General features: G+C 47.5%; 18 protein-coding genes, 9 tRNA genes and 3 rRNA genes. 28 read left to right on the top strand and 2 right to left on the bottom strand.

Features of this window, described 5'->3' with window-relative positions:
- The first annotated feature begins 9 nt into the window (after window positions 1-9).
- From NST33_RS24560 to yajC, 26 genes are all read left to right on the top strand, one after another.
- Window positions 10-1,296 carry a homoserine dehydrogenase gene (locus tag NST33_RS24560; protein ID WP_221820856.1) on the top strand — a complete coding sequence of 429 codons (1,287 nt, stop codon included), beginning with the start codon at window positions 10-12 and terminating at the stop codon, window positions 1,294-1,296.
- A 115-nt stretch (window positions 1,297-1,411) separates the two neighbouring features.
- On the top strand, window positions 1,412-2,482 hold the full coding sequence (thrC, locus tag NST33_RS24555; protein ID WP_036605915.1) for a threonine synthase: 1,071 nt from the start codon (window positions 1,412-1,414) through the stop codon (window positions 2,480-2,482).
- Window positions 2,479-3,447, top strand: a complete 969-nt coding sequence (gene thrB, locus NST33_RS24550; RefSeq protein WP_221820855.1) for a homoserine kinase — start codon at window positions 2,479-2,481, stop codon at window positions 3,445-3,447. The genes thrC and thrB overlap by 4 nt, the downstream gene beginning before the upstream one ends.
- Window positions 3,444-4,316, top strand: coding sequence for a prephenate dehydratase (pheA, locus tag NST33_RS24545; protein ID WP_221820854.1), 873 nt, complete (start codon window positions 3,444-3,446; stop codon window positions 4,314-4,316). The genes thrB and pheA overlap by 4 nt, the downstream gene beginning before the upstream one ends.
- A 148-nt stretch (window positions 4,317-4,464) precedes the next feature.
- Window positions 4,465-5,349 (top strand): branched-chain-amino-acid transaminase, encoded by an 885-nt coding sequence (gene ilvE / locus NST33_RS24540; RefSeq protein ID WP_017692630.1) that lies wholly within the window; start codon window positions 4,465-4,467, stop codon window positions 5,347-5,349.
- A 195-nt stretch (window positions 5,350-5,544) separates the two neighbouring features.
- Window positions 5,545-7,173, top strand: a complete 1,629-nt coding sequence (locus tag NST33_RS24535) for a LysM domain-containing protein (protein ID WP_221820853.1) — start codon at window positions 5,545-5,547, stop codon at window positions 7,171-7,173.
- Between the two features lie 549 nt (window positions 7,174-7,722).
- Window positions 7,723-9,275 (top strand): 16S ribosomal RNA (locus NST33_RS24530).
- 312 nt (window positions 9,276-9,587) lie between these two features.
- A 23S ribosomal RNA gene (locus NST33_RS24525) occupies window positions 9,588-12,515 on the top strand.
- A gap of 75 nt (window positions 12,516-12,590) precedes the next feature.
- Window positions 12,591-12,707: ribosomal RNA gene (gene rrf / locus NST33_RS24520) — 5S ribosomal RNA — on the top strand.
- The 16S, 23S and 5S rRNA genes sit together here with 9 tRNA genes alongside, the layout of an rRNA operon.
- 83 nt (window positions 12,708-12,790) lie before the next feature.
- Window positions 12,791-12,866 (top strand) — tRNA-Asn (locus NST33_RS24515).
- Between the two features lie 4 nt (window positions 12,867-12,870).
- Window positions 12,871-12,942, top strand: a tRNA-Glu gene (locus NST33_RS24510).
- 122 nt (window positions 12,943-13,064) lie between these two features.
- Window positions 13,065-13,140 (top strand) — tRNA-Val (locus tag NST33_RS24505).
- A gap of 17 nt (window positions 13,141-13,157) precedes the next feature.
- Window positions 13,158-13,231: transfer RNA gene (locus NST33_RS24500), tRNA-Met, on the top strand.
- 26 nt (window positions 13,232-13,257) lie between these two features.
- Window positions 13,258-13,335, top strand: a tRNA-Asp gene (locus tag NST33_RS24495).
- Window positions 13,336-13,359: 24 nt separating this feature from the next.
- Window positions 13,360-13,434: transfer RNA gene (locus NST33_RS24490), tRNA-Gly, on the top strand.
- Window positions 13,435-13,439: 5 nt separating this feature from the next.
- A tRNA-Arg gene (locus NST33_RS24485) sits at window positions 13,440-13,516 on the top strand.
- A 16-nt stretch (window positions 13,517-13,532) separates the two neighbouring features.
- Window positions 13,533-13,611: transfer RNA gene (locus NST33_RS24480), tRNA-Leu, on the top strand.
- Window positions 13,612-13,618: 7 nt separating this feature from the next.
- Window positions 13,619-13,692, top strand: a tRNA-Pro gene (locus tag NST33_RS24475).
- 202 nt (window positions 13,693-13,894) lie between these two features.
- The gene (locus NST33_RS24470; protein ID WP_339305464.1) at window positions 13,895-14,587 is read left to right on the top strand and encodes a BofC C-terminal domain-containing protein; all 693 of its coding nucleotides are present in this window, start codon (window positions 13,895-13,897) and stop codon (window positions 14,585-14,587) included.
- A 308-nt stretch (window positions 14,588-14,895) separates the two neighbouring features.
- Entirely contained in the window at window positions 14,896-15,399 is a 504-nt protein-coding gene (ruvC, locus tag NST33_RS24465; protein ID WP_017686765.1) for a crossover junction endodeoxyribonuclease RuvC, read from the top strand.
- On the top strand, window positions 15,396-16,010 hold the full coding sequence (gene ruvA / locus NST33_RS24460) for a Holliday junction branch migration protein RuvA (RefSeq protein ID WP_036616866.1): 615 nt from the start codon (window positions 15,396-15,398) through the stop codon (window positions 16,008-16,010). The genes ruvC and ruvA overlap by 4 nt, the downstream gene beginning before the upstream one ends.
- 55 nt (window positions 16,011-16,065) lie before the next feature.
- A complete protein-coding gene (gene ruvB, locus NST33_RS24455; protein WP_221824768.1) occupies window positions 16,066-17,076 on the top strand; it encodes a Holliday junction branch migration DNA helicase RuvB in 1,011 nt (336 codons plus the stop codon).
- A 91-nt stretch (window positions 17,077-17,167) separates the two neighbouring features.
- Complete coding sequence (locus NST33_RS24450) at window positions 17,168-19,255, top strand: SpoIID/LytB domain-containing protein (RefSeq protein WP_221824767.1); 2,088 nt, start codon at window positions 17,168-17,170, stop codon at window positions 19,253-19,255.
- Window positions 19,256-19,261: 6 nt separating this feature from the next.
- A complete protein-coding gene (gene queA / locus NST33_RS24445; RefSeq protein WP_221824766.1) occupies window positions 19,262-20,290 on the top strand; it encodes a tRNA preQ1(34) S-adenosylmethionine ribosyltransferase-isomerase QueA in 1,029 nt (342 codons plus the stop codon).
- Between the two features lie 43 nt (window positions 20,291-20,333).
- On the top strand, window positions 20,334-21,470 hold the full coding sequence (gene tgt, locus NST33_RS24440; protein WP_076212514.1) for a tRNA guanosine(34) transglycosylase Tgt: 1,137 nt from the start codon (window positions 20,334-20,336) through the stop codon (window positions 21,468-21,470).
- 66 nt (window positions 21,471-21,536) lie between these two features.
- Window positions 21,537-21,848 carry a preprotein translocase subunit YajC gene (gene yajC, locus NST33_RS24435; protein WP_036616875.1) on the top strand — a complete coding sequence of 104 codons (312 nt, stop codon included), beginning with the start codon at window positions 21,537-21,539 and terminating at the stop codon, window positions 21,846-21,848.
- Window positions 21,849-21,973: 125 nt separating this feature from the next.
- Here yajC and NST33_RS24430 read toward each other — a convergent pair whose 3' ends face one another.
- Window positions 21,974-22,366 carry a TIGR04086 family membrane protein gene (locus NST33_RS24430; protein WP_017686772.1) on the bottom strand — a complete coding sequence of 131 codons (393 nt, stop codon included), beginning with the start codon at window positions 22,364-22,366 and terminating at the stop codon, window positions 21,974-21,976.
- 182 nt (window positions 22,367-22,548) lie between these two features.
- On the opposite strand from NST33_RS24430, the gene NST33_RS24425 reads away from it, so the two are divergent.
- Entirely contained in the window at window positions 22,549-23,313 is a 765-nt protein-coding gene (locus NST33_RS24425; RefSeq protein ID WP_339305461.1) for a DUF421 domain-containing protein, read from the top strand.
- Window positions 23,314-23,316: 3 nt separating this feature from the next.
- Here the strand turns inward: NST33_RS24425 and spoVB are convergent, their stop codons facing one another.
- Window positions 23,317-24,939, bottom strand: a complete 1,623-nt coding sequence (gene spoVB / locus NST33_RS24420; RefSeq protein ID WP_339305459.1) for a stage V sporulation protein B — start codon at window positions 24,937-24,939, stop codon at window positions 23,317-23,319.
- Window positions 24,940-25,166: 227 nt separating this feature from the next.
- On the opposite strand from spoVB, the gene NST33_RS24415 reads away from it, so the two are divergent.
- On the top strand, window positions 25,167-25,406 hold the full coding sequence (locus tag NST33_RS24415; RefSeq protein WP_036617497.1) for a post-transcriptional regulator: 240 nt from the start codon (window positions 25,167-25,169) through the stop codon (window positions 25,404-25,406).
- Window positions 25,407-25,445: the final 39 nt, after the last annotated feature.

The following is a 25,445-nucleotide window of genomic DNA, read 5'->3' as shown; positions in this document are numbered from 1 at the left end:
AGATCGTTAGTGAAACCAGTAAAAGTCGGATTGTTGGGTCTGGGAACTGTCGGAACGGGAGTCGTTCGCATTGTGGAAGGGAATCAGGAGGATCTGAGCAGTCAGGTTGGATCGCCGATTGTCATCGAGAAGATCGCAGTGAAAAATACAGAGAAAGAACGTGTTATTGCTGTAGACCGTGCCAAGCTTACGGAAGATCCTTGGGAAGTCATTCGTCATCCGGATATTGATGTCATCGTTGAAGTCATGGGCGGCATTGATCAGACGAAGGAGTATATTCTTGAAGCGTTGGAACGTGGGAAGCATATCGTAACAGCAAACAAAGATCTCATGGCACTGCATGGTACAGAGATTTTGGCGAAGGCACAGGAAAAACAATGTGACGTGTTCTATGAGGCGAGTGTTGCTGGAGGGATTCCGATCATTCGTACGCTGATTGAAGGTTTCTCTTCTGACCGGATTACCCGCATTATGGGGATTGTGAACGGAACAACGAACTTTATTCTGACCAAAATGAGTCAGGAAGGTGCATCCTATGAAGAAGTACTGACTGAAGCACAGGCTCTGGGATACGCCGAATCGGATCCAACATCCGATGTGGAGGGACTTGACGCAGCTCGCAAAATGGCGATCTTGAGTACACTCGGTTTCCGCACCAATGTGGAGTTGAAGGATGTAACCGTTAAAGGAATATCCTCCGTGACTCGTGAAGACATTATGTATGCCAAAAGACTGGGCTATGAGATGAAGTTACTTGGTATTGCGGACCGTATTGGCGATGAGATCACGATCAGCGTTCAGCCGACAATGGTTAGACAGAATCACCCGATTGCTTCAGTCAACGGTGTGTTCAACGCAGTATATGTACACGGTGAAGCTGTAGGGGAGACAATGTTCTACGGTGCGGGTGCGGGAGAACTCCCAACGGCAACTTCGGTTGTAGCTGACATTGTGGCGGTTACCAAAAACCTTAAACTTGGCGTGAACGGTCTCAAAGCAATTGTGCCTTATAAGATTAAGCGACTACAAAGCGACGAGCAGATCGTGTCGAAAAACTTTATTTTACTACACGTAGACGACAAAGCCGGGGTGTTGGCACAAATCACACAAATTTTCGCAGAGTATGATGTCAGTCTGGCGTCGGTTGTTCAACAGCCGAATGAGCACAACCCGGATGCCGAGATCATTATCGTTACACATAATGCAAGTAAGGCAAGCATGGATAAAGTGTTAAAACATTTTGAATCACTCAGCGTCATTCGCCGCATTAAGAGTGTCTACCGGGTCGAAGGATAATAGTTCTTATCCCATACGGCATCTCAATTATTTCAGTTATAACGTACAAGTTAATCATATCCGGTTCAACAGGTCATCATTTCAGATTAATAAAACATAAAGGAGTTTACCCATAATGAGATATCAAGGACTTTTGCAAACGTACAGAGAGCACCTTCCAGTTAATGAAAATACACCCCTGCTTACGCTTCAGGAAGGAAATACACCGTTGATTCATGCAGAGAATCTGTCTGAGGAACTCGGTTTAAATGTTTACTTCAAATACGAAGGTTTGAACCCTACGGGATCTTTCAAAGACCGCGGTATGGTTATGGCTGTTGCCAAAGCTATGGAAGAGGGCAGCCGTACGATCATGTGTGCATCCACAGGTAATACGTCAGCAGCTGCAGCGGCCTACGCCGCACGTGGTGGCCTCAATTGTATCGTACTGATCCCGAATAACAACATTGCACTGGGTAAACTGGCCCAAGCCATGATCTATGGAGCCAAAGTGATAGCGATCAATGGTAACTTTGACCGTGCACTGGAGATTGTGCGTGAGATCACAGCCAAACATCCGATCACGCTTGTAAACTCTGTGAATCCGTTCCGGATTGAAGGACAGAAGACAGCAGCGTTTGAAGTAATTGAACAACTTGGCGAAGCGCCTGACGTTCTGGCTATTCCAGTCGGTAATGCGGGTAATATCTCGGCTTATTGGAAAGGTTTCAAAGAATATAAAGAGGCAGGTAAATCCAACACGCTTCCACGTATGGTTGGTTTCGAAGCAGAAGGTGCGATGGCCATAGTCAAAGGTGAGCCGATCCTTGAACCTGAAACGGTAGCAACAGCAATTCGAATCGGTAATCCGGCGAGCTGGAAAACGGCAGTAGCTGCAGCTGAGGAATCTGGTGGACAGATCAACTATGTAACGGATGAACAAATCCTTACAGCGTATCGTACACTTGCTTCTCGGGAAGGAATTTTTGCTGAACCTGCTTCTGCGGCTTCCCTTGCTGGTGTATACAAACTGAAGAGTGAAGGGTACTTTAAAGGCGGAGAGACTGTAGTTTGTGTACTGACAGGTAATGGCCTGAAAGATCCTAATATTGCGATCAAAACAGTAGCGACTGAGCCACTTGTTGTTGAAGATACGGAAGAAGCGGTAATGGCGGCCATTGCACAACTGGAGCAGCAATCTGTATGAGTTTGCGTGAAAAGGTAACCGTAAAAATACCTGCAAGCACAGCCAATCTCGGTCCGGGGTTTGATACCCTGGGCATGGCATTGTCTTTGTATGCCTGGTTGGAAATGAAACCTGCCGAGCAGACGTCATTTCATCTTCACGGCAATCATTTGACAGGCCTGCCAACAGATAAATCGAATTTGATTTACGAAGTGGCACAGATGGTATTCAATGAAGCTGGGGTATCCGTCCCTGAATTGGAGATTTCCATGTATTCGGATATTCCGCTTACGCGGGGACTCGGGAGCAGTGCATCAGCCATCGTTGGGGCATTGGCAGCGGCTAATGCATTAATTGGTGCTCCTTTATCCGATGCGAAGCTTCTGGATATGGCCACATCCCTTGAGAAGCATCCTGATAATGTTGGAGCATCTCTGTATGGCGGTATTATTACGGCTGCATGGAATGGTCAACAGGTAGATCATATACGTATTGAACCACACCAGGATCTGCAGGCTTTGGTTATTGTACCTGAATTCCAGCTGTCTACTTCAAAAGCAAGGAATGTAATTCCAGAACAATTTGGCATGTCTGATGTGGTGCATAACATTAGCAGATCCTCACTGCTCGTTGCCGCTATGGCGAGTGGACGACTGGATATGATTCAGAAGGCGATGTCAGATCGAATTCACCAACCATATCGGGCATCATTGGTGCCAGGCATGGCTGAGATATTGGAACATGCCGTCGATCATGGAGCGTTGGGAGCTGCCCTGAGCGGAGCTGGACCGACCGTATTGACTTTGGTAGATCGTCATGACACCCGGAAAGCGGGATTGGAACAATATTTGCTGGACACCATGGAGCGGGAGGGCATATCTGCTTCTGCACTGTGGCTCGATCCGGATTTGGACGGTGTAACCGTGCTGCCTGATCAAGACGAACGTCCTTTTCTGGACAGAATCAAAGGGGAAGTTAATGCATGAAACGAATTGCAGTATTACCTGAAGGATCAGTTTCTCATGAGGCAATTGATTTCCTTTTCAACGGGGAACCATTAGACTTGCTTCATTCCAAGCTGATTTCGGATGTGTTTAGAGCAACGGATAGCGGGATTGCACAATACAGTGTCATTCCGATTGAAAATACCATTGAAGGCTCCGTTAGTCTTCATATGGACTGGCTTGTGAATGAAGTAGATATTCCGATGCAAGCAGAGTGGGTATATCCATCTATCCAGAATGTGATTGGACATGGCTCGGAATTTAAGACAGAGAGTGGCGAGTATGACTTTGGTAGAATTACCAAGATCATGTCTCACCCTGTGGCTATTCCACAGTGTCAGAATTTTATTCGGCTGCATTCGCCTGGGGCGGACCTTGAAGGTGTGAACAGTACGGCCGAAGCTGTAGAAATTGTGAAAAAAAATCCGGGTAAGGGCTGGGTGGCGATCGGTACCAAGCTTGCTGCTCAGAAGCATGGATTGGACATTATGGCTGAAAAGGTTACAGATCATGACAACAACTACACCCGTTTTGTGCTCATCGGCCATGAACCTGTGAACATTCCACGTGAACCGGATCATGTAAAAACCAGCTTGCTGGTGACATTGCCAGAAGATGCACCGGGTGCGTTGCATCAGGTATTGTCGGCTTTTGCATGGCGGAAGCTGAACTTGACCCGTCTCGAATCTCGTCCAACGAAGAAACGATTGGGCAGTTACTATTTTTACATTGATGTTGTGGAAACGGTCGATTCGGTATTGCTTACCGCAGCCATGGCAGAGATTGAAGCATTGAATTGTCAGGTGCGCGTTCTGGGTAGCTATCCTTGTTATACATATCCTTCAAGATAATTGACCTGGTGGTGTTTGGGAATGTTAGAAGGTTGTCATAAGTCGGGATAGAATGAGCGAGTAATGGCTTGTCATTTGGTGTACAATGGACGGGTTAATAACGTTTCGGAGTACAGTGAATGGATATTTTATGGAGGTGCAGTCATCGGTGGCAGAACAATGGATCTATTTGGATGGTCAGTATGTGACCAAGGAGAACGCAACCGTTTCGGTATATGATCATGGATTTTTGTATGGAGACGGGATTTTCGAAGGTATTCGGATCTATAACGGAAATATTTTCAGATGTAAGGCCCACTTGGATCGTTTGTATGATTCGGCGAAATCCATCAGTTTGAACATTCCGCTGTCCATTGATGAGATGCTGGAAGTCATGGCTGAAACGGTGCGCCGCAATGATATGCGTAATGGTTATATTCGTCTTATTGTATCACGCGGCCCTGGTAATCTGGGGTTGGACCCGTTACGTTGCCCTAAGGCATCCGTAATCATCATCGTGGAGCAATTGGCGATCTATCCCGAGGAAGCGTATCTTACTGGATTGAAAGCCGTGTCGGTATCCCAACGCCGGAACATTCCGGACGCATTGAATCCAAAAATTAAATCGTTGAACTATCTCAATAACATACTGGTTAAAATCCAGTCTAACTATTCAGGTGCTGGTGAAGCAATCATGCTGAACTCCCAAGGTTACGTTACTGAGGGTTCAAGTGATAACATCTTCATCATCAAAAATGGTGTAGTGTACACGCCGCCTTGTTATCTCGGAGCACTTGAAGGGATTACACGTCAAGCGATTATCGATCTATGTGGCGAACTGGAGCTTGAATTAAAAGAAGTGCCATTCACCCTGCATGATGTGTATATCGCAGACGAAGTCTTTTTCACCGGGACAGCTGCAGAAGTTATCGCTGCATATGAAGTGGATGGAAGAACAATTGGCACGGGGGTAGCAGGTCCAGTAACGCTGAGACTGCTGGAAGCATTTCGTCAGATTGTTGACAAAGATGGATATAAAGTGTGGGAATCTTAAGTTAGAATTGCATAACATAGGGAACAGGAATCCTCCTTGTCCGATAAAATTCTGCATACCTGGTGTATGGGGATTTTAGAGACAGGAGGATTTTTTTTGTTTAGTTGATGTCATTAGCCCGGTTTCTGCATAGGATGTAGTAACGGTATGGGCGAATGTACTGCCCAAGTATGACGTCTAGGAGGTTAGTTCCCTGTGAAAATACACATGGTGAAAAAAGGCGACACATTATATCTGCTGTCCCAAAAATACAATGTAGCGCTGGACAAATTGATCGCGGCTAATCCGCAAATCACAAATCCCGACAAGCTGGATATTGGCATGAAGGTCAAAATCCCTGCAGAGCCAGTAACACCGAAGCCGGAGGGTGTGCTCCACAGTCACAAGGTGCAGCAAGGAGATTCGTTATGGAAGTTGGCACAAGCCTGGGGAGTTCCTTTAAAAGATATGGTCAATGCCAATCCACAGTTGAAAAATCCGAACGCTCTGCTGGTGGGGGAGACAGTTTACATTCCATCTATGCACGCACAAGGAAACAGCACATCTAATCCGGGTGCCGGCAACATTGCTGCTCATGAAAAGTTGTCACCTGAAGGTAAGGAATATACGGGAGTCAAAGAACCGGAGCCCCCGGCTCCAGTTACGCCAACTCCCCCTGCCCCGGTAGCAGAGGTTCCTGTTCCGGTCCCGGTGCCTGCTCCACCACCTGCCAATCCGGTAATGCCGAATGTAATGCCGGAACTGGAGGTACTGCCGCAGTTACCAGAGCTTCCTGAAGTGAAGCCGGAAAAGGAAACGCACAAAAAAGAAGAGGTTAAAACCGAAGTTCATGTAAAACCGGTAGCAGAATCCAAGAAATATACAATGCCTAATCTTTCGCCTGAAATTACGCCTTTGCCTGTAATGCCTAATACAAAGTCTCCAACTGAGGTTGCACCAGCAACGAAAAAGCCTTGTGGTTGTGGTAATAAGTTGCATCATGCGCCAGCCGAACACCCTTATGTTCAAATCCCGGTTCCTGCACAAGAGGTGTATGGTGCGCAGCAAGACATGTACACGGCAGGAGCGAGTAACAATACGTCGTTTCCGGGGATTCCGGAAGTTAGTCCTTATAGTAGCAGTGATCTGCCAAACAGTCCGTGGACTGGTGCGGAACAGGGTTATAACCACAATAACGTTATGCCGAATCTGTCCGCAGCAATGCAAAACAACTCATTTCCGATTGCGCCAGCTGCCGAAGTGAATAGTCCATTTCCGACGTATGCAGCACCTGGTCATATGAATCATCAGCCGCCTTTCATATCTCCATACTCAATGCTTCCGTACCCTCCATGCGGATGTGGCTCACATACACATATGCCTCAGTATACTTATCCTTCTCATGGTTATCAGGATCCGGCTTGGAATATGTATGGTCCTTCGTACGGTATGCCGCCTGAAATGTCCACATCCACGATGCCAAACCAGCCTATTGAGTATGCTTATCAGAATCCGTATCCTACTCAGAACATGGTTCCGCCGTCTCCGCTTGGAGCATTTGGTGAAATGTATCCTCCTCATGGGCAAGGAAAGGGTGGTAAAAAAGGGGGGCGTGAAGACGCTAACTTAAGTCAGGTAGCAATTGAAGAGGTTGGATCAGATTCGGAAGGGAAGTCCAAGCAAGCAGGGAATAAGCTGGCAGCTGCAAAACGCAGAACAACCAAGGCTCCTCTGAAGAATAAATCCAAAGTATCCGTGTCCGGGAAAACATCCAGAGAGGGTGCAGCTCCTTCTAACCAACGGAAATCCGATAAAAAGCGTCGTAATCCATGGATACAAAACTAACCTAGCGCGGATTGCGATTGATGAAAAAGTCAGGTGCATGTTTTATTTAGTGGGAAGTCTGCTCTGTAATGGAGAGAGGCTTCCCGCTTTCCTTAATAAACATTGAGTTTCGCATTACGGAGATACAGCTGTTCTGGAAATGATAAAGAGCATTTTTTTGAGAAGTTGTTGTAAACCCTTTCATAAATGTGTTAAAATATTTGTACCCTATGAGCGTAAGCTATTATGATAGGACAAGATAGGGAACGGATATGGTAGCTTTAGCTAATGCAAAACTACTAAAGAAAAGAAATGAAAAAAACTGTTGCATTACATTCAGCCGTATGATATATTATTTAAGTCGCCGCTGAAACACACGGCTGACACGGGAAACACAAGAGATAATGAAACAAGTTTGATCTTTGAAAACTGAACAACGAGTGAGTAAACATTCTGCTTGCAGAATGAACGCGAAAGTTAGAGACAAGCCTTGGCTTGAATCGACTGGAGCACAAATGAGATTTTTAATCTCGTCAGATTCAAAATGAGCTTATCGCTCTTTTCAATACTTTATTGGAGAGTTTGATCCTGGCTCAGGACGAACGCTGGCGGCATGCCTAATACATGCAAGTCGAGCGGAGTTGATAGGAAGCTTGCTTCCTTGATACTTAGCGGCGGACGGGTGAGTAACACGTAGGCAACCTGCCCTCAAGTTTGGGACAACTACCGGAAACGGTAGCTAATACCGAATAGTTGTTTTCTTCGCCTGAAGGAAACTGGAAAGACGGAGCAATCTGTCACTTGGGGATGGGCCTGCGGCGCATTAGCTAGTTGGTGGGGTAACGGCTCACCAAGGCGACGATGCGTAGCCGACCTGAGAGGGTGATCGGCCACACTGGGACTGAGACACGGCCCAGACTCCTACGGGAGGCAGCAGTAGGGAATCTTCCGCAATGGGCGAAAGCCTGACGGAGCAATGCCGCGTGAGTGATGAAGGTTTTCGGATCGTAAAGCTCTGTTGCCAGGGAAGAACGCTTGGGAGAGTAACTGCTCTCAAGGTGACGGTACCTGAGAAGAAAGCCCCGGCTAACTACGTGCCAGCAGCCGCGGTAATACGTAGGGGGCAAGCGTTGTCCGGAATTATTGGGCGTAAAGCGCGCGCAGGCGGTCATTTAAGTCTGGTGTTTAATCCCGGGGCTCAACCCCGGATCGCACTGGAAACTGGGTGACTTGAGTGCAGAAGAGGAGAGTGGAATTCCACGTGTAGCGGTGAAATGCGTAGATATGTGGAGGAACACCAGTGGCGAAGGCGACTCTCTGGGCTGTAACTGACGCTGAGGCGCGAAAGCGTGGGGAGCAAACAGGATTAGATACCCTGGTAGTCCACGCCGTAAACGATGAGTGCTAGGTGTTAGGGGTTTCGATACCCTTGGTGCCGAAGTTAACACATTAAGCACTCCGCCTGGGGAGTACGGTCGCAAGACTGAAACTCAAAGGAATTGACGGGGACCCGCACAAGCAGTGGAGTATGTGGTTTAATTCGAAGCAACGCGAAGAACCTTACCAGGTCTTGACATCCCTCTGACCGGTACAGAGATGTACCTTTCCTTCGGGACAGAGGAGACAGGTGGTGCATGGTTGTCGTCAGCTCGTGTCGTGAGATGTTGGGTTAAGTCCCGCAACGAGCGCAACCCTTATATTTAGTTGCCAGCACTTCGGGTGGGCACTCTAGATAGACTGCCGGTGACAAACCGGAGGAAGGTGGGGATGACGTCAAATCATCATGCCCCTTATGACCTGGGCTACACACGTACTACAATGGCCGGTACAACGGGCTGCGAAATCGCGAGATGGAGCCAATCCCAACAAAGCCGGTCTCAGTTCGGATTGCAGGCTGCAACTCGCCTGCATGAAGTCGGAATTGCTAGTAATCGCGGATCAGCATGCCGCGGTGAATACGTTCCCGGGTCTTGTACACACCGCCCGTCACACCACGAGAGTTTATAACACCCGAAGTCGGTGGGGTAACCGCAAGGAGCCAGCCGCCGAAGGTGGGATAGATGATTGGGGTGAAGTCGTAACAAGGTAGCCGTATCGGAAGGTGCGGCTGGATCACCTCCTTTCTATGGAGAATCGTTTCCTGCAACGGAAACATTCAAATACAAAATCTAGCCAGGTCGGCTAGTTACTCACTCGTTGCTCAGTTTTGAGAGCTCAAACTCTCAAACAGCTTGCTTTTGCATGGAGCTTGTTCTTTGAAAACTAGATATCGAAACGAAACAAACGCGAATTAGAACATTCCTTTTTAGCTGAACTTGTGTTAAACAAGTTTAAATAAAAACGGTAGATTGCACGTACGATGGTATCGGGTGAGAGCGACTTTTGGCTTTGCGCAAGCAAAACAAGGGAAGCGAGCAGTCGAAACCGGAGCACGAGGTTAAGCTACTAAGAGCACACGGAGGATGCCTAGGCGCTAGGAGCCGATGAAGGACGTGGCGAACAACGAAACTGCCTCGGGGAGCTGTAAGCAAGCTTTGATCCGGGGGTGTCCGAATGGGGAAACCCAGCTGGGGTAATTTCCAGTTACTCACAACTGAATACATAGGTTGTGTAGAGGCATACCAGGGGAACTGAAACATCTAAGTACCCTGAGGAAGAGAAAACAATAGTGATTCCGTCAGTAGCGGCGAGCGAACGCGGAGAAGCCCAAACCAGAGAGCTTGCTCTTTGGGGTTGTGGGACGTCTCACATGGAGTTACAAAGGAACCGGTTAAGCGAAGAGGTCTGGAAAGGCCCGCCAAAGAAGGTAAAAGCCCTGTAGTTGAAAGTTGGTTCCCTCCGAGACGGATCCCGAGTAGTGCGGGGCACGTGAAACCCCGTATGAATCCGGCAGGACCATCTGCCAAGGCTAAATACTTCCTAGCGACCGATAGTGAAGCAGTACCGTGAGGGAAAGGTGAAAAGCACCCCGGAAGGGGAGTGAAATAGAACCTGAAACCGTGTGCTTACAAAAAGTCAGAGCCCGTTTTAGGGGTGATGGCGTGCCTTTTGTAGAATGAACCGGCGAGTTACGTTCCCGTGCAAGGTTAAGGTGAAGAGCCGGAGCCGCAGCGAAAGCGAGTCTGAATAGGGCGACATAGTACGTGGACGTAGACCCGAAACCGGGTGATCTACCCCTGTCCAGGGTGAAGGTGCGGTAACACGCACTGGAGGCCCGAACCCACGCATGTTGAAAAATGCGGGGATGAGGTGGGGGTAGCGGAGAAATTCCAATCGAACTCGGAGATAGCTGGTTCTCCCCGAAATAGCTTTAGGGCTAGCCTCGGAAAACAGAGTCGTGGAGGTAGAGCACTGATTGGGTGCGGGGCCCGCAAGGGTTACCAAGCTCAGTCAAACTCCGAATGCCATAGACTTACTTCCGGGAGTCAGACAGTGAGTGCTAAGATCCATTGTCAAAAGGGAAACAGCCCAGACCATCAGCTAAGGTCCCCAAGTGTGTGTTAAGTGGGAAAGGATGTGGAGTTGCACAGACAACCAGGATGTTGGCTTAGAAGCAGCCACCATTGAAAGAGTGCGTAATAGCTCACTGGTCGAGTGACTCTGCGCCGAAAATGTAACGGGGCTAAACACACCACCGAAGCTATGGCTTGATGCTTTGCATCAGGGGTAGGGGAGCGTTGTATAAGGGTTGAAGGTGTACCGTAAGGAGCGCTGGACATTATACAAGTGAGAATGCCGGTATGAGTAACGAAAAGATCAGTGAGAATCTGATCCGCCGAAAGCCTAAGGGTTCCTGAGGAAGGCTCGTCCGCTCAGGGTAAGTCGGGACCTAAGGCGAGGCCGAAAGGCGTAGTCGAAGGACAACAGGTCGAAATTCCTGTACCACCGTAAGCCGTTATGAGCAATGGGGGGACGCAGTAGGGTAGTGACGCGGACTGATGGATGTCCGTCTAAGCAGTGAGGCTGATGTGTAGGCAAATCCGCACATTGTAAGGCTGAGCTGTGATGGGGAGCGAAAATTGTAGTAGCGAAGGTCATGATCTCACACTGCCAAGAAAAGCCTCTAGCCAGGTGATGGTGCCCGTACCGCAAACCGACACAGGTAGGCGAGAAGAGTATTCTAAGGCGCGCGGAAGAACTCTCGTTAAGGAACTCGGCAAAATGACCCCGTAACTTCGGGAGAAGGGGTGCCCCGGTAGTGTGAATAGCACGAGGGGGCCGCAGTGAAAAGGCCCAAGCGACTGTTTAGCAAAAACACAGGTCTGTGCGAAGCCGTAAGGCGAAGTATACGGGCTGACGCCTGCCCGGTGCTGGAAGGTTAAGGGGAGTGGTTAGGGAGTAATCCCGAAGCTGTGAACCGAAGCCCCAGTAAACGGCGGCCGTAACTATAACGGTCCTAAGGTAGCGAAATTCCTTGTCAGGTAAATTCTGACCCGCACGAATGGCGTAACGACTTGGGCGCTGTCTCAACGAGAGATCCGGTGAAATTTTAATACCTGTGAAGATGCAGGTTACCCGCGACAAGACGGAAAGACCCCATGGAGCTTTACTGCAGCTTGATATTGAATTTGGGTACGATCTGTACAGGATAGGTGGGAGCCTTTGAAGTGTGAGCGCCAGCTTGCATGGAGGCAACGTTGGGATACCACCCTGATCGTATCTAGGTTCTAACCTGGTACCGTAATCCGGTGCGGGGACAGTGTCAGGTGGGCAGTTTGACTGGGGCGGTCGCCTCCTAAAGAGTAACGGAGGCGCCCAAAGGTTCCCTCAGAATGGTTGGAAATCATTCGAAGAGTGCAAAGGCATAAGGGAGCTTGACTGCGAGACCTACAAGTCGAGCAGGGACGAAAGTCGGGCTTAGTGATCCGGTGGTACCGCATGGAAGGGCCATCGCTCAACGGATAAAAGCTACCCTGGGGATAACAGGCTTATCTCCCCCAAGAGTCCACATCGACGGGGAGGTTTGGCACCTCGATGTCGGCTCATCGCATCCTGGGGCTGAAGTAGGTCCCAAGGGTTGGGCTGTTCGCCCATTAAAGCGGTACGCGAGCTGGGTTCAGAACGTCGTGAGACAGTTCGGTCCCTATCTGTCGTGGGCGTAGGAAATTTGAGAGGAGCTGTCCTTAGTACGAGAGGACCGGGATGGACGTACCGCTGGTGTACCAGTTGTTCCGCCAGGAGCACCGCTGGGTAGCTATGTACGGACGGGATAAACGCTGAAAGCATCTAAGCGTGAAGCCCCCCTCAAGATGAGATTTCCCAGTATGTAAGACCCCTTGAAGACGACGAGGTAGATAGGCTGGGGGTGGAAGTGCAGCAATGCATGGAGCTGACCAGTACTAATCGGTCGAGGGCTTATCCAATAGCAAGTTGTAATTCGCATGTTTCGTTTCGAATCTAGTTTTCAGAGAACAACACTCTGAAATGTAAGCTACGCGTTTGGTGGCGATGGCGGAGGGGTTCCACACGTACCCATCCCGAACACGACCGTTAAGCCCTCTAGCGCCGATGGTACTTGGACCGCAGGGTCCTGGGAGAGTAGGACGCCGCCAAGCGAACTCTTTCATCATACATAGAAAACAGGCTCTGCATGTTGATGTTGTACGATGAATTGCATTTGCACTGCAAATGCATATATTCCCTGATAGCTCAGTTGGTAGAGCACTCGACTGTTAATCGAGTTGTCACAGGTTCGAGCCCTGTTCGGGGAGCCATTAAGGCCCGTTGGTCAAGGGGTTAAGACACCTCCCTTTCACGGAGGTAACAGGGGTTCGAATCCCCTACGGGTCATAGCTATATTTATAGCTTTAACAAGGGATGAGAATCCCAAAGGTTCGTCGGAGGATATACCTCGTTAGCAACTGCTTCGCAGCCTCGAACGAAGTGAGAGTATCCCCTACGGGTCATAATATGGAGGCTTAGCTCAGCTGGGAGAGCATCTGCCTTACAAGCAGAGGGTCGGGGGTTCGATCCCCTCAGCCTCCACCATATAAACTTTATAACGACGCGGGGTGGAGCAGCCCGGTAGCTCGTCGGGCTCATAACCCGAAGGCCGCAGGTTCAAATCCTGCCCCCGCAATTATACTTTCCTTGAGAAAGTGATCTGGAACCGTGGTGTAGTTGGCCTAACATGCCTGCCTGTCACGCAGGAGATCGCGGGTTCGAATCCCGTCGGTTCCGCCATTTTTATACTTATTAGTACCGCATGCGGAAGTGGCTCAGCGGTAGAGCATCGCCTTGCCAAGGCGAGGGTCGCGGGTTCGATTCCCGTCTTCCGCTCCAATTTTGCGCCCTTAGCTCAGCTGGATAGAGCGTTTGACTACGAATCAAAAGGCCGGGAGTTCGAATCTCTCAGGGCGCGCCATTATAACTTCAAATTTGCCGGCGTGGCGGAATGGCAGACGCGCTCGACTCAAAATCGAGTGGGAAACCGTGGAGGTTCGAGTCCTCTCGCCGGTATATATAACGGGATGTAGCTCAGCTTGGTAGAGCACCTGGTTTGGGACCAGGGGGTCGCATGTTCAAATCGTGTCATCCCGATCTCTAAAAACACTATCTAATTATAGATAGTGTTTTTTATTTATCTATATATAAGATTCTATAAATGCAGGTTCCGGTATTCACTATGACAAATTCTCTAAGCTAACACATGCGTGTTCCTTCTGCAGACGACAAGTTAGTTGTGCATAAAGCCTCGTTCTTTAGGTCACAATAGGTTTAAAAAGTGATAGAAGGGGTTCATGTGAACACGTTTAACTTCAGAAAACAATTCAAGAGACGCTGGCGACGCTGGAAACGAACAGTATGGATGACGGCGGCTTTACTTGCAGTTACGATATTGGCTTACAGCGGGTTGTCTATCTCATCGGCGATAGAACGTTTGCTGACAACTAATTTTAGTGAGGCAACGAGTGTGATGGGCCCTGTTACGCAGGAAACAAGATCTGAACAGGAGATTCAGGCGTTAGTAGAGCAACTTGATTCTGATCCGGATCATTTAACAAGTGTGGTTTTGGAGACACAGTACATCTGCGGAGTGGAAACAGAGCAGTTAGGCAAGATGGCTAGACCGCAGTTGAAAATGCTGCTGGTTCAACATCCGGAATGGGATGCTACCATTGGAACATCAGATGAGTTGCATTTGAAGCAACGTGTAGATGACCTTTCACCTCTATGTAAACAACAGGCTTATATCAGCATTGATGCTGTAGGGAATCTTAATTTGTACGAGGGCAAACCTGCAGAAGAGAAGGTTATTCGTACGTTCTTTCAGTTGGATGTTGGGACGTTGGAGAGTTCTTTGCCTGATGGGGTGCTGGAGCAACTGCAGCAGGGTATTCGGATTCAGGACAAGGATGAGTATGATAGCGTGATCTCTACGTTCAGTGACTATGCCGTGGATGAAGACCATCATTTAATTCGCAATGGCGGGTAATCCAAACGTCCTCACCTACAATATTAAGATTGTGAATTACTGAAACGATGGTGGCAATAGCAATAACATTGGTGGTTTATGTAACCAAGCGATAGAATCCAAAATACGTGGAATATGATGAAGGACATCAAAGAGATGTCCTTTTTGTCGTTTGAACTGCTATACATGAAAATACGAATAAACATGTAAAAAATCCGCGAATAAAGACGAGTAGTTAGTTAGACAAAGTTTTTCCTGCCGCAGGGTCTATCTTTTGTTATAATGAAATGAACGATACATATGTTCGCTTTTGTGAGGGAGAGATGGTTTTGCGTTTTTTGGGAATTGACCCGGGGATTGCGATTGTTGGTTTTGGTTTTGTGGATAAAATTGGCAGTAAGGTGGTACCCGTACAATATGGATGTATTCAGACGGAAGCTCATACCCCTGAAGAGGAACGGTTGCTTCACGTATATGAAGGTATGGTGCAATTGATTGATAAATACAAACCGGACGCAGTAGCGCTGGAGAAACTTTTTTTCAATCGGAACGTTACAACAGCGATGTCTGTGAGTCAGGCTAGAGGAGTTATGGTACTCGCTGCCGCACAGAAGGGTCTGCCTATTGCAGAGTATACGCCAATGCAGATCAAGCAGGCTGTTGTGGGGTACGGTAAAGCAGAGAAGAAGCAAGTACAGGAAATGGTCAAAATGTTCTTGCGTCTTCAGGTCGTTCCTAAGCCGGATGACGTAGCGGATGCATTGGCTGTAGCCGTGTGCCACGCACACTCTTATACATTAAATTCCAAGTTGAATGAGGTATTGCGAAAATGATTGATTTTCTAAGAGGACAGTTCATTCATGTAGAGAATGATTATATTGTGCTGGATGTTCATGGTGTGGGATATCGCGTATTCTGTCCGAATCCATTTGCATTTGCGAAGCAAGAAGGCGAAATTACCGTGTACACTCACCATCATGTGCGTGAGGATGCGATGTTGCTGTTTGGATTTGTTACACGGGATGAGCAGCGTTTGTTCCGTAAACTGATTGAAGTATCCGGTATCGGTCCAAAAGTAGCTCTGGGCATACTCGCTGGAGGTACACCAGAACATGTGGTTACAGCGATTTACCAGGAGAATCTGACGTTCTTAACCAAATTGCCAGGCATCGGCAAGAAGACTGCACAACGCATGATTCTGGATCTCAAGGATAAGCTGGATAGTTTTGGCGCGGCAGCGTATGCAACAGGGTTGTTCGCTCCTCCATCGGAAGAGTCGGGAAGTGGTTCAGCCTGGGATGAGGCACGTGAAGGTCTCAAGGCACTTGGGTATACTGACAGTGAGCTTGATAAAGTGTGGCTCAAATTGAAAAAGGATGTTACTACAGCAGATTCCGTTGATGTGTTGATGAAAAAGGCGCTGCAAATGCTGTTTACGGGATAATCCAAATTGCATATTATAATATAGCTGTAGCCTGCAAAAAAAGGTAGGGATGAACATGGATGATCGGATTATTTCCGCGAACCTGATGATGGAGGACCAAAATGTTGAGTTGAGTCTTCGTCCCCGGTATCTGAATGAGTATATCGGGCAGAATCAGGTGAAGGAAAATTTAAAGATATATATTGAAGCTGCCAAATTTCGTAATGAGGCATTGGATCACGTTTTGTTATATGGACCACCTGGACTTGGTAAAACAACACTTGCCAATATTATTGCCAACGAATTGGGTGTTAATTTACGAACCACGTCAGGCCCGGCTATTGAACGCCCGGGTGATCTTGCAGCATTGTTAACCAATCTGCAGGAAGGTGATGTCTTGTTTATTGATGAGATTCATCGTTTGCATCGTACGGTTGAAGAAGTCATGTACCCGGCTATGGAGGATTCGGCATTGGATATTATGATTGGTAAAGGTCCAAGTGCACGTTCCGTTCGGCTGGATCTGCCCTCATTCACTCTGATTGGGGCTACAACGCGTGCTGGCTTGCTGTCTGCTCCACTTCGAGACCGATTTGGTGTTATCAGTCGATTGGAATTCTATACGGTTGATGAGCTGGCTTATATCGTCTCACGCTCTACCGAAATTTTGGGTGTGGAGATTGTGGGAGATGCTGCGCAAGAGATTGCATTGCGCTCACGTGGGACACCGAGGATTGCGAACCGTTTGTTAAAACGAGTACGTGACTTTGCACAGGTGCGTGGTGATGGAATTATAACGCAGACACTGGCAGAAGAAGCGCTGCAACGTCTCCAGATTGATCCGCGTGGCCTGGATGAGATTGATCACAAAATGCTCAAATCGATGATCAACAGCTTCCGGGGAGGCCCGGTAGGGCTGGATACCATTGCTGCTACGATTGGTGAAGAAAGTCAGACGATAGAGGATGTCTATGAACCGTATCTGCTTCAGATTGGTATGATTCAGCGTACACCAAGGGGCAGGATCGTAACAGATCTCGCCTATCATCATTTGGGTCTACCTGTTCCACCAAGAGACGGTAAATAGTCGAATCTGTTGAACATTCATCATAAACATTGAAATAATCACTTGTTAACCCGATATAAAGTGGAAGAAATGCATGGAGAGGAGTCTGATTGTGGGAAAAGCAATACGAACGAAGAAGTGGAGTCGTCGATTGAAGGTACTGGCGGCAGCTCTTTTGACAGTAGGTTGTCTTCAAGTGCCTGCATATGCAGCAGGAAATGATGGACAGACGATCCGTGTAGCCATGTTTGCGAATCTGGGCAGTACGTATAAATCAACTACACCACTCATCACGCTTGAATCGACAGGACAATGGAGCATCCAATCGGAGAGCGGCGCATATGTAAACCTTCCGGCAGGACAGGTCCGTTTCAGTGCAGATGGATTCCGAGTAAAGGTGTTGGAAACAGCGGACTTTAAGGCAGCATCTGCAGCAGCAAAATTGTTGCAGGCAACCGCAGATAAACCGTTGCTGTTCACAACGTCTGTGAATGGAAATGCCATTTACCAGCTCTACACAGGCAACTATGCAACGGAGGCACTGGCAGGACAAGCTGTTACACGAGTACAAAAGGTAGCAGCAGCTCAATTGGCTGGTCAAAAGCCAACTGTAACGGGAAGTAAACGCCTGTCTGCTGGAACCTATGGTTCGATTCAGGAAGCAGAGGCAGCACAAGCCAACCTTTTATCAGCGGGGGTTAGTAGTGTCTATCCAGTCCTTCAACTGAGTGGAGGAAGCCAAGCCTATGCGGTATGGGTGGGTGAAGCTTCAACGGATGCGGAATTAACCGCATTGAAGAACAGTGTGGAAGCCAAAGCTCCAGGGGTAAGCCTTTCACCTGTCAACAATAGTGCAGGGCTCATCATCCGTCAGGATGCGGGATTAAGTACGGATGCACTGAAAACAGCTCCGCATTACACCATTGCAGGTACTGAATCCAAAGCATTGGTACAAGGGAATGACAATGGCATCAAAGTAGTGGAACGTTCCCAGCGAACGTATCGTGGAGATATGGAAATCAGCATCGTAAGTGGTGATCTGGCGTTGGTCAATGTCGTTCCACTGGAGCAATATCTGTACTCTGTCGTTGGGGCAGAGGTGTATTCCTCCTGGCCTGCTGAGGCTCTGAAAGTTCAAGCTGTAGCGGCTCGATCCTACGCGCTTCAACAGGGTGAACGTTTCAAAATTGCCAATGTCGTGGATACAACGCTCAGCCAAGCCTATAACGGGATTGGTTCGGAGAACGATAAAGTAACCAGCGCAGTGGATGCAACTACTGGAGAAGTGGTCAAGAGCGGTGGTAAAATCATCGAAGCTGTGTTCTCCTCCAATGCGGGTGGCCAGACGGCTCATCCTTCTGAGGTATGGAACGGTGGAGCAGGTGTTTTCACCAATGTAGTTAGCTCGGGTGATGCATCAGCCCAGGCAGGATTACATATGTGGTACCATGTGCTGCTCAGTTCAGGCGTTAGCGGGTACATTCGTGAGGACAACATCAAAGAATTAACGACCAAGACCAATGCGGGACTGGCAAAAGTGACGGTAACGGCTCAGAATACCAATGTGCGTTCCGTTCCGTTAATTCAATCCACCGTGGAACCTGTAGCCAAAATGAATCCAGGGAACGAAGCTGTTGTGTTGGCAAAAGTGGCTCAATCCAACGATTATGCCTGGGTGAGAGGACCTTTCACGTCTGCCCAGTTGGTTAAATCCCTTCAGGGCAAAACAACAGCATCTGTTCCTGCTTCAATCTCAACCTTGGAAGTAACCAAGCGTGGACCTTCCGGAAGAGCACTTGAAGTCACTGCCAATGGACAGGCTATGACGGTGAAATATGCCGATACATACCGCTCTGCGCTCGGTGGATTACCGAGTACTTTATTTGATATTGCAGGGACCGGAAGTTATACTGTATTAGGCGCTGACGGCAAAACAGCCAGTAAAACCGGCTCAAATGGTGCCTCTATATTGTCTTCTTCTGGCGCAGGAACATCATCCGGTAATGCACTTGTAGTTATGAGTGGTGATGGTCAAGCGAGAGCGGTAACGCAGGGTCAGACCTTCATGTTCATCGGTCAGGGCAATGGCCACGGATTGGGCTTGTCCCAATGGGGAGCCAAAGGCATGGCAGATGAAGGGTATGATTACCAGGCAATATTGAAACACTATTATCAAAATGCGACTATTGTTAAGGAATGAAACTAAATGAATGTGAACTTATATGATTTTGAATTACCAGAGCAGTTGATAGCACAGACGCCGTTGCTTGATCGCGCGGCATCCCGTTTGCTTACCTTGAACAAAGATAGCGGTGAGATTAATCATCAAACGTTTCCTGATATCATCGATTTTCTGAATCCCGGCGATACATTGATTCTGAATGATACACGTGTTCTACCAGCCCGTCTATTCGGTACAAAAGAAGATACCGGAGCAAAAGCGGAAGTGTTATTGCTCAAAAATGTGGAAGGTGACAAGTGGGAAGCACTGGTTAAGCCGGGTAAAAAGCTGAAAGCCGGTTCAGTCATCGTATTTGGTGAGGAACTCAAGGCAATCATTGAAGAAGAGGGCGAGATGGGGGCACGTACACTTACGTTTACGTATGATGGAATCTTCCAAGAGATTCTGGATCGTCTGGGTGAGATGCCGTTGCCACCTTATATCAAGGAGACATTGGATGACCGCGAACGGTATCAGACCGTGTATGCCAAGCATGAAGGATCGGCGGCTGCACCTACAGCAGGATTACATTTTACGGATGAGTTGTTGGATCAGATTCGTGCGAAAGGTGTTAATGTGGCCTTCATTACGCTTCATGTAGGACTGGGAACATTCAGACCGATGTCGGTTGACGTTGTTGAAGATCATGTCATGCATGAGGAGTATTACTCTTTGTCACAAGAAACGGCAGATCTGATTAACCAGACCAAAGAGAATGGACACCGTGTTTTTGCGGTTGGGACAACGAGCTGCCGGACTTTGGAAACGGTAGGCAGCAAATTTGAAAATGGCATACTGCAAGCGAGCAGCGGATGGACCAGCATTTTTATCTATCCGGGCTATTCCTTCAAAGTGATCGATGGGATGCTTACAAATTTTCATCTCCCGAAATCCACGTTGGTTATGTTGGTTAGTGCACTAGCAGGCAGGGAACATATTATGCAGGCATATGAGGAAGCCATCCAAGAGAAATACCGGTTCTTCAGCTTCGGCGATGCCATGTTGATATATTAGTATAACGGTATAACGATTAACTTTTAGAGGATGATTAAAACCAATGGCAGCAATTACGTATGAACATATCAAAACTTGCAAACAATCCGGTGCACGTCTGGGACGTGTACATACACCTCACGGTGTTATTGAGACACCAACCTTTATGCCTGTAGGTACACAGGCGACTGTCAAAACAATGAGCCCTGAAGAGTTGAAAGAAATGGATGCTCAGATTATTTTGAGTAATACCTATCATCTGTTTCTGAGACCAGGACATGAAATCATCCGTGAAGCTGGCGGACTGCACAAATTCATGAACTGGGACCGTCCTATTCTGACGGACAGCGGCGGATTCCAAGTGTTTTCTCTCAGCGAGATGCGCAAAATTACGGAAGAAGGCGTTAACTTCCGTTCTCATCTGAATGGAGACAAGAAGTTCCTTTCTCCTGAAGTGGCGATGGAAATCCAGAATGCACTTGGCTCCGATATTATGATGGCTTTTGATGAATGCCCACCGTATCCGGCTGAATATGAATATGTAAAAAAATCACTCGAAAGAACAAGCCGTTGGGCAGAACGTTGTCTCGAAAGTCACGCTCGTCCGCATGACCAAGGTCTGTTTGCCATCGTACAGGGAGGCATGCATGAAGATCTTCGCCGTCAGAGCGCTGCAGATTTGACTTCCATGGATTTCCCGGGGTATGCTATTGGTGGACTGAGTGTTGGAGAACCGAAACATTTGATGTATGGTGTATTGGATTATACGTTACCTTTGTTGCCGTCCAATAAACCACGTTATTTGATGGGGGTAGGTTCGCCCGATGCGTTGATTGAGGGATCTATTCGTGGAGTGGACATGTTCGATTGTGTTCTGCCTACTCGGATTGCCCGTAACGGAACAACGATGACCAGCCAAGGACGTCTGGTAATTCGTAATGCCAAGTTTGCAACCGATTTTGGACCATTAGATCCTGAATGTGATTGCTACACTTGTCGCAACTATTCCAGAGCTTATCTGCGTCATTTGATCAAAGCAGATGAAACATTTGGCCTGCGTTTGACAACGATCCATAATCTTCATTTCTTGCAGAATTTGATGCGTAATGTACGTAAAGCCATTATGGAAGATCGTTTGCTTGATTTCCGGGATGAATTTTTCGATCAATATGGTCTTCATGACAATGACAAAGGTTTCTGATTGAGTTTTGAGGAAACCGGCGTAACAAGCAATATCTGTATGTATAGTCGATAAGGGGGAGTTTGAATGTTTCAAGGAATGCCTCTAGCAGGAGCGCAAGGCGGTGGGATCGTATCTTTGATTGTACCTTTAGTACTCATGGTTGCGATTTTCTACTTCTTAATGATTCGTCCACAGAACAAAAAGCAAAAGCAACGGAATTCCATGCTGAGCCAATTGAAAAAAGGCGATAAAATTGTAACGATTGGTGGCCTTCACGGTACGATCGCTGAGATTACGGATGATGTGGTTGTATTGCGTGTAAACGATGTAACTAAGCTTACATTTGACCGTAATGCAATCAGCACGGCTGTAGCTCGTGATACGGCTGTTGAATAGTTACTGTAACATAGAATAACGAGGGTGCGTTTGTGGCGTATTCCCTAGTAGAGAACCGGATCTCCTTGGAGAACCGGTTCTCTTTTTTGATTTATGAGGGAAGGTCGATGTTCTTTACCAGTCAGTTAGGAGCGATGCGTATTAACACCGAACATGCCACCGAGAGCTGAAATGAAGAACGCGCTAAGCAGTTGTAAACTATCCTTCCAATTAAACGAAGCATCCAGCGCGAGAAATCCGATCAATAGCACAAGGAGTCCATATACAATTCCGGTAATGCCTCCGTAGTACCATCCTTTTTCACCAGAACGTTTGCCTGCCACAAAACCACCAACCAATAATGACAAGCCATGAACAACATAGGTATAGAGTGAGAGGTCCTGTTCCCGCATTCCGCTCATCCAGAGAAACAAAGAGAGGATTAATGCCCCGATAAACATCCATACAAAAGCTTGACAGAGGCCTGACAGAATCGGATTGGACACTCGAAACGAAACCAAGCGGCGGATCAATTGCATGAAGCAACCCCCTTGTACAAGTTATAAGTTAATACAGTGTATGGTCAAGCCTTTGGACTTATGAACTGAATTTCCATTAAATGAACGGATTATTTCTGCATGAGCATATAAGGTTCAGGTCAAAATAGGGATTGCACTACAGCTAACTGTAAAAAACTCAGTTTCGAAGGAGGACCCCTGTTGTGAACTTCCCAGATGTCGGATCACATATCTTTCGAACCATTCTCATGTACTTCCTTGTGTATTGTGCTATCCGGGTTATGGGCAAACGCGAGATAGGTAAGTTATCCATGTTTGATCTGGTCGTCTCAATTATGCTCGCTGAGATGGCTGCCTTTGTGATTGAAGATATAGATAAACCTTTGTCTCATGGCATTGCACCTATGTTGACGGTTATCATCGTGCAAATCGGAATGGCCTTTGTCGGTTTGAAGAGTCGGAGACTCCGTTTGATGATTGATGGCAAACCTACCGTATTGATCTCCAAAGGCGTTCTTCATCGGGATGAGATGCGCAAACAGCGATATAACCTGGATGATCTGTTATTACAGCTCCGAGAACAAAATGTAGATAGTATTGGTGAGGTTGATTTCGCAATATTGGAGACCACAGGTAAGCTGACTGTTTTTCCTAAAGATCAAAATGCTTCTAATGGCAGCAGTAACAGTTCTTCTGATTCTGACTCAGAAGAGTCTTCTTCCAGCAAATCCAAAACAGGAAAAAACCAAATAGATGGATTTCCAAATATCAAATATGAAGGTCTGCCGTTGCCTCTGATTATGGATGGTAAAGTCCAGGATCAGAATCTGGAGCTCATCCAGAAAACGAGATTTTGGCTAAAAAATCAGATCCAGCATAATGGCATTTTGGATTTCAAAGATGTATTTATATGCTCCATTGACCACAATGGGAAGATATATGTCAGTCCAAAAGATGATAAAAAATGAAAATCATTTGCCTGAACGGCGCTTGAACCATGAACCTATAAAAGGAGCACGGGACAGATCATGAAAGTCAATCATTTTCGTCCAGCCCATGACGATGAAATACACGATAAGCCCTACAAAAGGAGCGAGAAGCATCCTGACCCAAAAAGGCAGTATCATGGCAGTCTCTTCGTATACCAGCAGGGTCGCTGCTCCCATGATAAACATTCCGGCAACCGTCTTGACCCAATCCATGATCTTAAAGCGGAATTGTAGCAGTTTACGTACGCTTTGGGCATGTAGTAGGGTAACCACAGTAGAATTCACACAGATAGCAATAACCGCACCGAAGATGCCATACTCGGGCCGGGAAGCGAGTGTTAAAATTAAGGTGATTTTGATAACCGCACCGATAAACGTATTCAGCAGTGCTTTACCTGGACGGTCAAGAGCTTGTAACGCAGCTTGAAGAGGAGCTTGAATATAAATGAACAAAGCAAAAGGAGCCATTAGCTTCAGCATGCTTCCGATCGATGCATCATTATACAGAACAAGACACATCGGTTCGGCAAGCACATACATAAACACGGAAAACGGAGCACCTGTCACAAGTGCCAAGCGTAAGGCCTGATGCATTCTTTTGTGAATGAGTGCGCGATCTCCCTGGGCAGAAGCTTCGGACAGTGAAGGCACAAGTGATGTCGCGAGCGATGAGGTTAGTGCCCCCGGCAACAGCAACAAAGGAATAATCATACCTTGTAATGCACCATATTGTGCTGTAGCAAGTCCCTTGGATATGCCTGCCAGAGCCAGACTCTGGGCAGTAACGATAGTTTCGGCAAGATAGGATAAGGAGCCAACCAATCGGCCTGCTGTAACAGGAATAGAGATTGCAAGCAAACGCCGGATTAATCCGGGCTGTGGAGTACCCGTTTCTTTCAGAACTGAAGGTATTGGGTTTAAAGGTTTGGTTGTGAGATTGGGCATGTTCTGTTGTTTAGCGAGCGGTAACTCTTTCTTCTGCCTGTTATACTTCCACAAGAGTACAAGCATACCGCCGAATTCTCCAACGAGTGCGCCCAGCATGGCACCAGCAGCAGCTTGGGCAATACCGTGGGGGAGGAGAAGCCAGGCAAACCAAATGACACAGACGATACGAATGACGGTTTCAACAATGGATGAAATGGCAGTAGGCATCATGTTTTGCTTACCTTGGAAATACCCTCTGTAAACAGCAGATACGGCGATAATGGCAATCATGGGGCTCATACTAACGAACGTATGGTACACCCGCTCATCTGTGAGCACGTACTTGGTAACCCAGGGTGCAAACAGGATGCACAAAAACATGAATACAACACCCAGAGTCAACGTAAAGCTTAAGCTTACTTGCAGGATTCGCTGAGGGGAATAACGATTGGCACCGGTATCAGCTTCGGCTACGAGCTTGGCTACGGCGAGCGGAATACCACCCGTAATTAATGTCACCAGTACAATAAAAAAGGGATAGCTCAATTGGTAGATGCCAACACCTTCTGCACCAATGACTCGTGGCAGCGCAATGCGCGGAATGAAACCAAGTATTCGATTAATTATGCCTGCCGCGAGCAGGATCATGGCCCCCTGGATAAATGTCTGTTTCTTCAAGACTACCCCTCTTTCCCGGTTGAAAGTACAGGCTATCAACATAAACGGGACAAAGCCGTTGTTCTTCATCCTATGCCAGTCCTTTATCTTCTCATGACAACTTGGACACGATTAACAAAAAGAACCATATTCAGCAAGAAGGAATATGATCAGGCGAAGTCGAATCATGTAATATTGATGCCGCATAAAGGCTTGGATGTACGAAGGGAGGCTCCCCGTTGGAAGAAATGAATGATGTGGAGTTGGAACAGTCAATAGAGATGCTCTGCCGTAGCAAAGCGGAGGAATTAAGGCTTGTCGGTTACGAATATGTCACCAGCAAAGATGTCTGGAATTGCGTCAGTCATAAATATGAAAAACAGGGCATTCCACCGCTTCACCAGCTGGTGAACGACATTTTGTCACTGAAAGCAACAAGCTTTATGAACTTTATGACCGTGTCTGCATACCGGGGGTCCTCTTTCTAGACGAAAGGGATCTTTTTTGTTGAAAATTGACTGCTTTTT

The sequence above is a fragment of the Paenibacillus sp. FSL L8-0435 genome, assembly GCF_037965655.1.
In the GTDB taxonomy this organism is placed as follows: Bacteria; Bacillota; Bacilli; order Paenibacillales; family Paenibacillaceae; genus Paenibacillus.
This window is presented reverse-complemented; position numbering and strand designations above follow the sequence as displayed.

Bases quoted from the DNA above. Each gene is read 5' to 3' on its own strand.
- thrC (WP_036605915.1), top strand. From the start codon at position 1,412: ATGAGATATCAAGGACTTTTGCAAACGTACAGAGAGCACCTTCCAGTT.
- thrB (WP_221820855.1), top strand. From the start codon at position 2,479: ATGAGTTTGCGTGAAAAGGTAACCGTAAAAATACCTGCAAGCACAGCC.
- pheA (WP_221820854.1), top strand. From the start codon at position 3,444: ATGAAACGAATTGCAGTATTACCTGAAGGATCAGTTTCTCATGAGGCA.
- ruvA (WP_036616866.1), top strand. From the start codon at position 15,396: ATGATTGATTTTCTAAGAGGACAGTTCATTCATGTAGAGAATGATTAT.
- ruvB (WP_221824768.1), top strand. From the start codon at position 16,066: ATGGATGATCGGATTATTTCCGCGAACCTGATGATGGAGGACCAAAAT.
- queA (WP_221824766.1), top strand. From the start codon at position 19,262: ATGAATGTGAACTTATATGATTTTGAATTACCAGAGCAGTTGATAGCA.
- tgt (WP_076212514.1), top strand. From the start codon at position 20,334: ATGGCAGCAATTACGTATGAACATATCAAAACTTGCAAACAATCCGGT.
- yajC (WP_036616875.1), top strand. From the start codon at position 21,537: ATGTTTCAAGGAATGCCTCTAGCAGGAGCGCAAGGCGGTGGGATCGTA.
- NST33_RS24430 (WP_017686772.1), bottom strand. From the start codon at position 22,366: ATGCAATTGATCCGCCGCTTGGTTTCGTTTCGAGTGTCCAATCCGATT.
- NST33_RS24415 (WP_036617497.1), top strand. From the start codon at position 25,167: ATGAATGATGTGGAGTTGGAACAGTCAATAGAGATGCTCTGCCGTAGC.